This is a genomic window from Nonomuraea sp. NPDC050663 (genome assembly GCF_044456985.1).
GTDB lineage: Bacteria > Actinomycetota > Actinomycetes > Streptosporangiales > Streptosporangiaceae > Nonomuraea.
Genome location: NZ_JBITGL010000017.1, coordinates 203,769 through 213,880 on the forward strand (window position 1 = coordinate 203,769; position 10,112 = coordinate 213,880).

The 10,112-nt window shown below is 71.1% G+C and carries 9 protein-coding genes; 2 read left to right on the top strand and 7 right to left on the bottom strand.

The annotated features are described in order from the left end of the window. Positions 1-14: 14 nt before the first annotated feature. Positions 15-1,415: a D-alanyl-D-alanine carboxypeptidase/D-alanyl-D-alanine-endopeptidase gene (dacB, locus tag ACIBH1_RS38835; protein WP_397319047.1), complete on the bottom strand. Its 1,401-nt coding sequence runs from the start codon at positions 1,413-1,415 to the stop codon at positions 15-17. Between the two features lie 80 nt (positions 1,416-1,495). On the opposite strand from dacB, the gene ACIBH1_RS38840 reads away from it, so the two are divergent. Next, a complete protein-coding gene (locus tag ACIBH1_RS38840; RefSeq protein WP_181610869.1) occupies positions 1,496-1,993 on the top strand; it encodes an inorganic diphosphatase in 498 nt (165 codons plus the stop codon). On the opposite strand, the gene ACIBH1_RS38845 is transcribed toward ACIBH1_RS38840, so the two are convergent. The 6 genes from ACIBH1_RS38845 to ACIBH1_RS38870 form a co-directional block, all read right to left on the bottom strand. Continuing rightward, the gene (locus tag ACIBH1_RS38845; RefSeq protein WP_397319048.1) at positions 1,990-3,102 is read right to left on the bottom strand and encodes an NlpC/P60 family protein; all 1,113 of its coding nucleotides are present in this window, start codon (positions 3,100-3,102) and stop codon (positions 1,990-1,992) included. The two genes, ACIBH1_RS38840 and ACIBH1_RS38845, sit on opposite strands and share 4 nt — an antisense overlap. 56 nt (positions 3,103-3,158) lie before the next feature. After that, the gene (locus ACIBH1_RS38850; RefSeq protein ID WP_397319049.1) at positions 3,159-3,800 is read right to left on the bottom strand and encodes a hypothetical protein; all 642 of its coding nucleotides are present in this window, start codon (positions 3,798-3,800) and stop codon (positions 3,159-3,161) included. Between the two features lie 6 nt (positions 3,801-3,806). Then, positions 3,807-5,324: an RNA polymerase sigma factor gene (locus ACIBH1_RS38855; protein WP_397319050.1), complete on the bottom strand. Its 1,518-nt coding sequence runs from the start codon at positions 5,322-5,324 to the stop codon at positions 3,807-3,809. A 168-nt stretch (positions 5,325-5,492) separates the two neighbouring features. Then, the gene (locus tag ACIBH1_RS38860; protein WP_397319051.1) at positions 5,493-6,281 is read right to left on the bottom strand and encodes a hypothetical protein; all 789 of its coding nucleotides are present in this window, start codon (positions 6,279-6,281) and stop codon (positions 5,493-5,495) included. A gap of 64 nt (positions 6,282-6,345) precedes the next feature. Then, on the bottom strand, positions 6,346-7,956 hold the full coding sequence (locus ACIBH1_RS38865; protein ID WP_397319052.1) for an ABC-F family ATP-binding cassette domain-containing protein: 1,611 nt from the start codon (positions 7,954-7,956) through the stop codon (positions 6,346-6,348). Between the two features lie 6 nt (positions 7,957-7,962). Continuing rightward, positions 7,963-8,532, bottom strand: a complete 570-nt coding sequence (locus ACIBH1_RS38870) for a hypothetical protein (RefSeq protein ID WP_397319053.1) — start codon at positions 8,530-8,532, stop codon at positions 7,963-7,965. Between the two features lie 55 nt (positions 8,533-8,587). Here ACIBH1_RS38870 and ACIBH1_RS38875 point away from each other — a divergent pair, with 55 nt between their 5' ends. Then, positions 8,588-9,754: a DUF4185 domain-containing protein gene (locus ACIBH1_RS38875; protein WP_397319054.1), complete on the top strand. Its 1,167-nt coding sequence runs from the start codon at positions 8,588-8,590 to the stop codon at positions 9,752-9,754. The last annotated feature ends 358 nt before the right edge of the window (positions 9,755-10,112 follow it).

Below are 10,112 nucleotides of genomic sequence, written 5' to 3' on the forward strand. Positions count from 1 at the left end.
CCGTACGTGCTCGCTCAGGAGCGTGCGACGATGGCGGCCAGCCGATCGAGAACGGGTTCCGCGGTGAGCGGAACCTTGTCGGCCAGGAAGGCGAAGCTGACCAGCCGCCCTTCGCGGGTGGTGGCGAAGCCCGCCAGCGTGTTGACGTTGTTGAGCGTGCCGGTCTTGGCGCGCACCAGGCCCGCTTCCGTGCGGGCGTCCTTGGCGGTGAAGCGCCTGCCGTTGCCGAGCGTGCCGGAGAAGCCGGCGATCGGCATGCCGGAGACGACGGCGTGGAGTTCGGGGTGCTGCGGCGAGGACGCCAGCGCCACCAGCCTGGCCAGCGCGTCGGCGCTGATGCGGTTGCGGGTCGACAGGCCGCTGCCGTCGGAGACCGCGATGCCCTTGGCCATGCCGAGGCGCTGCAGCACCTTCTGCACGGCCTGCGCGCCGCCCTCGAACGAGCCCGGCAGGCCTTCCTTGAGGGCCACGTGCCTGGCGAGCGCCTCGGACAGGTCGTTGTCGCTGAGCGTCAGCGCCCGCTCGACCAGGGCGTAGACGGGTTCGGACTGGACCTGGGCGAGCTCGGGCGATCCGGGCGGCGCCGTGGCGGAGGCGATCTTCCCCGTGACGCTCACGCCGTACCGCCTGAGCAGTTTGCCGAAGGCGGCCGCGGCGTGGCTCGCGGGGTCGTTCACCCGGGGGCTCGACATCGACGGGTTGGCCTTGCCCGAGTCGATCATGAGCGCGGACACCGGCGCGACGTTGCCGTCGGGGATGTAGCTGGGCTTCCATCCCGGCCCTGACGACGGGCCGGTGAACATCGAGTCGTCGAAGCTCAGGCCGACCTTGGTGACGCCCTGCTCCTTCAGCGCGGTGGCGGTGCGCTGGGCCAGCTGCGCCAGGGAGGCCTGCTTCGGGTAGGCGCCCGCCTTGGCGCTGGGCCCCGCCAGGGTCGGGTCTCCGCCCCCGACGAGCACGATCGAGTTCTTCGCCGCGCCCTGCACGACGGAGGTGGTCAGGCGCGTGTCGGGACCGAGGGAGGCCAGCGCGGCGGTGCTCGTCACGATCTTCGTCGTGGAGGCGGGCGTGATTCCCGCGGCGGCGTTCCTGGCGAAGATCTGCTGCCCTGAGGCCACGTCGATCACCACGGCGCCCACGCTCGAACCCAGCGCTTTGTCACCCAGCGCGCTGGAGAGTTGGCTGGCCAAAGTACTCTTAGTCGGGAGAGTTCCGTTACCGCCCGCGGCCAGCACAGGCCCTGAGGTGATGACGGGCGCGACAGAGGGGGAGGCAGCCGGCTCCGGCCGGACGGGCGCCTGCTCGGTCATCGCCGCCAGGTTGAAGTCTTCGTGCGACACCGCGTAGGTGCCCGCGGCGATGGTCGCGACCTGGAGCATGGCGAGTGTGGTCAACGCCACCCAACGCTCACGCATCCAGCTCTCCCTACTGTGTTCGCCTACGAGACATTAACGCCCCTCAGGCAGTGCCCGGGGGGTCGAGTGGAGGAAGCGTCGTGGAGTTCGACGTCGTCGTTGAAATTCCGAAGGGACAGCGGAACAAGTACGAAGTGGACCACGAGACCGGCAAGATCAGGCTCGACCGGCTGCTGTTCACCTCCACCCAGTACCCCGCCGACTACGGCTTCATCGAGAACACCCTCGGTGAGGACGGCGACCCGCTCGACGCCCTGGTGTTGCTGCAGGAGCCGACCTTCCCCGGTTGCTACATCACCTGCCGCGCGGTCGGCATGTTCCGCATGACCGACGAGGCGGGCGGTGACGACAAGGTGCTGTGCGTCCCGGCCACCGACCCGCGCATGGAGCACATCCGCGACATCCACCACGTCCCGGAGTTCGACCGCCTGGAGATCCAGCACTTCTTCGAGGTCTACAAGGACCTGGAGCCCGGCAAGTCCGTCGAGGGCGCCAACTGGGTGGGCAGGGTCGAGGCCGAGGCCGAGGTCGTGCGGTCCTTCGAGCGGCTGAAGGAGCAGGGCGGGCACCACCACTAGCCCGCCGGTCGTGTAGCCCCGACGAGGTCGCGTCGCCACATCGAGGCGACGCGGACCACGTCGCCCGTCTGCGGGGCGTGCACCATCAGGCCCTTGCCGATGTACATCCCCACGTGGTGGATGGTCCCGGGGTCGCTGCTGACGTAGCCGAAGAACAGCAGGTCGCCGCGGCGCAGCTGGTTGATCGGCACGTGCGGCCCCGAGGTCCACTGGGTGCCCGTCCAGTGGTCCAGCCTGATCCCGACCTTCTCCCAGGCCCGCATGGTCAGCCCCGAGCAGTCGTAGCTCGACGGACCGTCGGCCGCCCACACGTACGGCTTGCCGAGCTGGCTGAGCGCCCAGTTCGCCGCCGCGTCCCCCCTGGTCGAACCGGTGGCCAGCGAGTAGCGGGCGTAGATGGATCGTTCCATGGCCGCCTGCCTGGCTCTGGCCAGCCGCTCGGCCTGGCTGCGCGCGGAGTCGAGCTCCGATTCGAGCTCCCGCTTGACGGTCATCAGCTCGCGCGTCTCCCGCTGCTGCTCGGCGACCGCCTTCTGCGCGGCCAGCTTGGCCGCCTCGGCCCGCTCGGCGGCCTCCTGCTGGTCGAGGAAGGCCTGCTCGGCGTGCTCGCGCAGGATCGTGGCGACGGTGCGCATGTCGCGGCTGCGGTCGAGGATCTGCCCGCGTTCGCCGCCGATCTGCCGGAGCACGCTCACGCGGTGCAGGAAGTCGTCGTTGCCGATCATGCCGAGGATCGGGCTGCGCACGTCGAAGCCGCCGTAGGTCTGCGCGGCGATCTCCGCCACGTCCGCCTGCGCGCCCACCACACGCTGCTCGGCGGCGACCATCCTGGCCAGGGCGTCGCGGTGCGTCTGCTCGGCTCGCGCCAGCCGTACCTTCTCGCCGTTGTAGGCCTCCACCTGGCGTTCCGCGGCGGCGTCGAGCGTGGTGAGCCGGGCCTCCGCCGCCGCCAGGCGGGCGGTCGCGGTTCCCAGCTCCTTGGTGCGCTGTCGTACCTCCTGGCGGGCGTCGGCGACCTCGTCGGCGGAGGGGCCCGGCTTCGCTGCGGCCGGCGAACACGTGGTCACGAGCAGACAGGCCACCAGGAATCCGGCTCTGATCGGGCTCATGGTTACCACAGTTCCCAGTCGTCACGCAGAGCACACATGAAACTCACGTAACGTAATCATCGCAGGCGAAAGAGGCGTTCCAGCCACGGTCGGACACCCAGGGGCGGCGGCGCGGCGCCGCGCGGGTAGGTGAACACCGGCGCAGGACTGCCGTAGGAGGCGTGCAACTCGGCCGCCTTGCACCAGTCGGCGCCCACCTTCGCCGCTGCCCAGGCCGCCGCGATCGCCGCGCGGGCCTCTGGGTTGCGCTCGTAGGTCTGGTAGAGGGTCATCGCGGCGTGCGCCGCCTGGTGGCCGTCACGCGGGTAGGCGGTCTCGGCCAGGTAGGGCGCGATGACCCGGCCGCCGTGCCGAGTGGCCAGAGCCCAGGTCCAGTTGGCCACGACGAGGGCGAGCACCGAGTCGGGCACCGCGGCCGCCGCGCCGTACATGCGCTCCTGGCGCGGGCCGGTCAGCCGCCGCGACGGCCAGAGCCATTCGAGGTCGGCCGGCGCCTCGGCGACGGCCAGCCACGACAGGACGGCCAGCCCGCGCGCGGTCTGCAGCCTCGACAACTCCAGGATGTCGCGCAGCATGCGCGGGCCGGGGTCCAGCCAGGTCGGCCAGCCTGCCCGCTGGCTGCGCGGGACCAGCTCGGCCAGTTCCTCGCGCACCGCCAGCGGCAGGACCTTGATGCCCCTGACCTCGAAGGCCTCCACGACCGGTCAGGCGGCCTTGCCGGCGGTGGGCGCCGGCTCCTGCGTGGGCTCCTGGGCAGGCGGGGTCTGGGGCGGGGTCTGGGGCGGGGTGCCCGCGGGCGGCGTCGCCGGAGGCGTGGTGGCCGGAGGCGTGGTGGCCGGAGGCGTGGTGGCCGGGGGCGGGGTGGCAGGAGGCGTGGTCTTCGGCGGTGGTGTCTGGGCGGGCGGCGTCGTCGCCGGGGGCTTGCCCGGTCCCTTGCCGGGCGGGCAGTCGTCGTCGCGGCCCGGCCTGTCGTGGTGGTCACGGCTCGGCTGGTCGTCGGGGGCGGTGTCGACGGGCGGCGGCGCGGCGGGCGGCGTGGTCGCGGGCCCGGCGGTGGGTCCGGCGGTGGGGCGCGGGGCCTTGGTCGGCTGCTGAATTGGGCCAGCCGTGCCCGACGGGGCGACCACGCCGACGACAGGGCTCCCGCCGTGCGGCGGCGCCTGGACGAGCGGCTGCGTGCCCCGGCTGTCGAGGATCGGGACGACGACGAGGTCGTCCTCGCTGGGTTCCGGCTGCCAGGGAAGCAGCAGGCCGGGCGACTCCCCGATCGGGCCGAGCCTGCCCGCCGCCACGCCGGGCACCCCGGGCTCCGAGCCGAAGTAGTGGAAGACGCTCGCGATCGCGACCACCGCGGCTAATCCGGCGAGCGCCCCAGCAAGCGCCTGAGGCCACCGGCGAGCCTTCCTGCCCGTCGGGCTGGGAAATCCGGCGGCGTCCAGGGTGGCCGACCGGCGGGCCACGTAGCGGCGGTAGGGCACCAGCTCGGGGTCGGCGAAGCAGCTCAGCACCCGCACCCGCAGCGACTCGGGCAGCCTGACGGCCGGGAGCAGCTCGAAGACCTTGGCCGCCGACACCTGGCGCAGCCGGTGCGGAGCGCAGATCTCGCATCGGATCAGGTGCCGGACGAGGTGGTCGCGCATCTGGCCGGTCAGCTCGCCGGAGAAGCCCGACAGGATCAGCGCGCGGCGGGGGCAGTCGTAGGGGCCCTTGCGGGCCAGGATCTCGGCGGTGATCGCGTCGCGCAGGCGCTCGCGGGCGTCGTCGAGGTCGGTCTCCAGGTGGCGCACAGGCACGCCGAGCACCGAGGCCACGTCGGGGAGCGGAAGGTGGTGGGTGGTCGACAACTCCAGGATCTCGCGGTCCTCCGCGGGCAGGCTGCGCACCGCGTTCCAGGCCATGATCCGCAGGTCCGCGTCGTCGGGGTCGTCGAGCTCCGGTGGGTGCGACGCGCTCTCGTCAGGCTGTACGGCAGGGCGCCGGCGCAGGCACTCCACCCGGGCCAGCGCGTACAACCACGCCCCCAGCCTGTCGGGGTCGCCCAGCCGCTCGATGTGCGCCTCGGCCGCGATCAAGGTGTCGCGCAGGGCCACCTGGGCGCTGTCGGCGCTGGCCAGCAGGCTCCAGCAGTAGCGGTAGACGCTTTCTGCGTGGGAGTCGTACAGGGCGGCGAGGGCTCCGGGGTCACGGCCGCGCAGGGCCTCGACCAGGACGCGGTCATTCATGTGACTGAAGGTAATGGATTGGTAACTTGCAGTTCTACCCTTTCGACGCGAATTCCAAAGGAGTTCAGTTATTCGCGGGGATCTCGGCACCCACCAATAAGTCCGGATATTTCATTGCTGAACACTTTATTGATGGTTGGAGCCGGGGCCGTGGCCCCGGCCGGTCAACTAGTGCTCGTCCCCGGGCATGGCCTGGGGCGCGCGGTCGCGCAGGAACGGCTCGGTGGTCGGCTTGACGGTGTGCACCGGCACCGCGCCACCCAGCGCCAGCTCCTCGTAGGGCCGGGCGGTCGAACCCCAGGTGCGCACCACGGTCTCGGTCCTGGCGACCTTGGCGCTCGACGGCACGCCGTCGACGGTGAGGATGAAACGCGGCGTGGTGCCCGTCTTCACGTCGTCGACGAAGGCGCTGCCGCCACCCAGCAGCTTGCCCGCCGAGTCGCGCAGCAGGGCGCTGACCACCAGGCTGCTGGCCGGCATCCGGTACGGGTTGGCGACCGTGCCCATGACCAGGTAGCTGCCGTCCTTCTGACGCAGCGACTGCACCCGCGACGTGCGGAAAGGCTTGAACGCCGAGACCACGCGCGCGGCCTGGCGCCACTGCGCGGGACGGTACTCGATGGTCACCTTGGCGGGCTTGCCGTCGGCCACGGCCTGGCCGGTGAAGGCCAGCTTGCCGCCCGGCGGCACGGCGTCGAGCGGCTGGTCCATGCGGACCACTTCGGCGCCCTTGGAGTCACGGCCCACGACCGTGGCCACCACGTGCTCGCCGAAGTGCCAGGGATTGTCGTTGGAGAGCACGCCGGCCCAGTTGACGACGTAGCCGTCGTCGGACTTGACCACGGTCGAGGCCTGCTCGGCCAGAGCGAGCGGCTTGAGCTGAGCGGTGGGTGCCTGCTCTTCGCCGGAGCATCCGGTAAGGAACAGGGCAGCCAGGGCGAGGACGGTGATTCGCACGTATCGGTACTAGCCGCTGAGAAGGTACGGTAACCGCTGGACACGCGACAGCCGTACCAACTCTTTAACGGGCCCGCACTACTCGCGTTTCGTCCCATACGGGTTCGGGCGATTCGTACACTTTGCCGTCGGAACCGAATACCAGATAGCGGTCGAAGTCCTCGGCGAACCACCGGTCGTGCGTGACGGCCATCACCGTGCCGTCGAAGGCGTTCAACCCCTCCTGCAACGCGTCGGCACTGGCCAGGTCGAGGTTGTCGGTCGGCTCGTCGAGCAACAACAACGTCGCGCCCGACAACTCCAGCAGCAGGATCTGCAGCCGGGCCTGCTGGCCTCCCGACAACGTCTCGAACCGCTGCTCCGCCGTACGGCCGGCCAGCTCGTAGCGGGCCAGCAGCTTCATCGCCTCGTTCTTCAGCCGGGCGTGCTCGGTCATGACGATCTCGACGGGCTCGCGGCCCAGCAGGTCGGGACGCGAATGCGTCTGCGCGAAGTGGCCGGGCACCACCCGCGCGCCCAGCCGGGCGACGCCGGTATGCCTGACCTGCTCCCCCGCGACCAGCTTGAGGAAGTGCGACTTGCCCGACCCGTTGGAGCCCAGCACCGCGACGCGCTCGCCGTACCAGATCTCCAGGTCGAACGGCTTCATCAGGCCGGTCAGCTCCAGCTGCTCGCAGATGACCGCGCGCTTGCCGGTGCGCCCGCCCTTGAGGCGCATCGAGATCAGCTGGTCCTTCGGCGCCAGCTCGGGCGGCCCCGCCTCCTCGAACTTGCGCAGCCTCGTCTGGGCCGCGTGGTAGGCGGGCGCCATGCCGTCGTTGTAGCGCGCCTTGTTCTTGAGCATGTTGACCAGCGCCTTGAGCTTGGCGTGCTCTTCGTCCCAGCGCCTGCGCAGCTCGTCGAGCCGGTCGTTCCTGGCCTTGCGCGCCTCGGCGTACGTCGTGAAGCCGCCGCCGTGGATCCAGATGTTGCCCGACTCGACCGTCACGATGCGGTCGGCGGAGTTCGCGAGCAGCTGCCGGTCGTGGCTGACCAGCAGGACCGTCTTCGGCGTCTCCTTGAGCTGCTGCTCAAGCCACAGCTTGCCGGGCACGTCGAGGTAGTTGTCGGGCTCGTCGAGCAGCAGCGTCTGGTCGGGGCCTCTCAGCAGCGCCTCCAGGACGAGGCGTTTCTGCTCGCCGCCGGAGAGCGTGGCCACGTCACGATATTTCACGTTGTCGTACGGCAAGCCGAGCGCGGCCACCGTGCAGGTGTCCCAGAGCACCTCGATGTCGTAGCCGCCCGCGTCGGTGTAATCGCTGATCGCCTGCGCGTAGCGCACCTGCGTCTTGGTGTCGTCGCGCTCCATCATGTCGAGCTCGGCCCGCGCCAGCCTCTCGGCCGCCTGCCGCACGGCGGGAGGGGCCACGCTCAGGAGCAGGTCGTGAACATTGGAGCCGTCGCGCACGCTGCCGACGAACTGGCGCATCACGCCCAGGCCCCCGGAAGAGGTGACGCTGCCGTCGACGGGCTGGATGTCGCCGGCGATCAGGCGCATCAGCGTCGTCTTGCCCGCGCCGTTCGGCCCCACCAGGGCGGCCTTGACGCCCTCGCCGACGCGGAAGGACACGTCGTTCAGCAGTGGCCGCCCGTCGGGCAGCACATACGTCACTCGGTTGACTTCGACGTGTCCCACGACATCTCACTCCTCAGGTCCTCGCGCAGGGTACCTGGCGTTTTCCCGGGCGGTCATCCCAATTTTCCACGGCAGGGCCAGCAGGGCGGCGGCCAGGTAGAGCCAGCCGGTGATGTCGGACAAGCCGCTCCCGCCGAAGGCGGTCAGCATCGCGGCCGCCATGGCCAGTGCTGTGATGACGCCGGCCAGGCGCCCACCGGCCGCCGCCGCGACCGCCGCCAAGGTCGTGAACACGCCCATGGCCGCCCAGGTGTCGAGCGTCATCCACACGTCGAGCGCCGTGTCGACGAAGCCGTCCCCTGACCCCGTGACGGGGCCGGGCGTGAGCCGGATGGCCTGGGCCGCGAGCGCCGCGAGCAGGACGCCGCTCCACATGGCCGCCCGCGCCGTGCCCAGCCGCGGCAGGCCGCGCCGCCCGCCGGCGACGAGCAGGATGAGGGCGAGCGCCTGGCACACCGCCGTGTCCCAGGGCCTCGGCACGGGCACGCCGTACGCCACGACCGAAGGGGTCGCGGCCACTGCGGCGAGCACCAGCGCGGTCACGGCCATCCCCGCCCGCGCCGCGTAGAAGGGCACGGGCCATGCTATCGACGCCTAGACAACAAGTGATCTGATGACTAGAACGATAGTCATGAGGCGACTGATCCCCCTCGTCGTCGCCGTGCTCGGGTTGGTGGCCGCGCCGTTACAGGCGGTGGCCGCGCCTCCCAAGCCGGTGCCTTCCGATGCCCGCATCGCCCATCAGGCCCCCGACCTCGGACCCTCCCCGTGCGCGCTGCCCGTGACCGGGGCGGCGGTGAATCCGCGGCTGACCTCCCTGTTCACCGCGCAGGGCGACGACAACACCCGCACCGACGACTGGACGGGCGCCGACGGCACCTATTCCGTCAGGCTGCCCGGCGGGCGCCAGGTGTGGGTCTTCTCCGACACCTTCCTCGGCATGGTCAACCCCGACGGCTCCCGGCCGCCCGTGGTGGAGGAGGGCGGCACGACGGTGCTGCTCAACAACAGCTTCGCCGTCGAGCGGCATGGCAGGCTGGAGACGATCTACGCGGGCACCGCCGACGACCCCAAGGCGATCATGCCGCCGCGTGACGAGAACCACTGGTACTGGGCGGGTGACGCGACCGTGGCCGGCGGGCTGCTGGAGGTCACCTACCAGGAGTACGAGCGGTTCGGCCCCGGCACGTGGGACTGGCGCTGGCATCGCAACGTCGTGGCCCGTTTCGCCCCCGGGCGGCTGGACCGGCCGATCAGCGTGCACGATCTGCCGAGCGGCCGCGGCGTCTCGTGGGCGTCGGGCGTGCACCGCGACGGCCTGTACACCTACGTGTACGGCGTCGAGGACTTCGGCATCGTGAAGTACATGCACGTCGCCCGGGTGTGGGGGCAGAGCCTCACCGGGCCCTGGCAGTTCCTCACGTCCTCGGGCGAGTGGTCGTGGAGCCAGGCCGACTCGGGGCGGATCATGGAGGGGATCGCCAACGAGTACTCCGTGAGCAAAGTGCGCGGATCCTACGTGCTGATCACCCACGACACGACCGAGCTGCTCGGGCCGCACATCGTCGCCTACTTCTCCTGCTCGCCGTACGGCCCGTGGGGCAGCAGGACGCCCGTCTACACCACCCCCGAGACGGGCGGGAACGTCTTCACCTACAACGCCCACGCGCACCCGGAGATCTCGCCCGAGGGCACCCTGGTCGTGTCGTACAACGTCAACACGTTCGTGAGCACCGACCACTATCGCGACGTCACGATCTACCGGCCGCGGTTCCTGGACGTGAGCTTCCTTGCGTAACTGGGCGGCGCGGATCCGGGAGGTGTTCCTGGAGGGTATGCGGGCCTTCGTCCTGGAGAACGAGCGGCTCCGCGTCACCGTGCTGTCCGACAAGGGCGGGGATGTGGTGGAGTTCCTCCACAAGCCCACCGACACCGATCTGGCCTGGCTTTCTCCACAGGGTGTGCACGACCCGCGGGGCTCGGACGACTTCATCGAGCACTACGAGGGCGGGTGGCAGGAGGTTTTCCCCAACGGGGGCGGGGGGGGGGGGGGGGGGGGGGGGGGCGGGGGGGGCGGGGGGGGGGGGGGGGGGGGGGCCCCCCCCGGCCGGGGGGGGGGGGCCCGCCGCCCCCCCCCCCGCGCGCGCGGGGGCGGG

Bases quoted from the DNA above. Each gene is read 5' to 3' on its own strand.
- dacB (WP_397319047.1), bottom strand. From the start codon at position 1,415: ATGCGTGAGCGTTGGGTGGCGTTGACCACACTCGCCATGCTCCAGGTC.
- ACIBH1_RS38845 (WP_397319048.1), bottom strand. From the start codon at position 3,102: ATGAGCCCGATCAGAGCCGGATTCCTGGTGGCCTGTCTGCTCGTGACC.
- ACIBH1_RS38855 (WP_397319050.1), bottom strand. From the start codon at position 5,324: ATGAATGACCGCGTCCTGGTCGAGGCCCTGCGCGGCCGTGACCCCGGA.
- ACIBH1_RS38875 (WP_397319054.1), top strand. From the start codon at position 8,588: ATGAGGCGACTGATCCCCCTCGTCGTCGCCGTGCTCGGGTTGGTGGCC.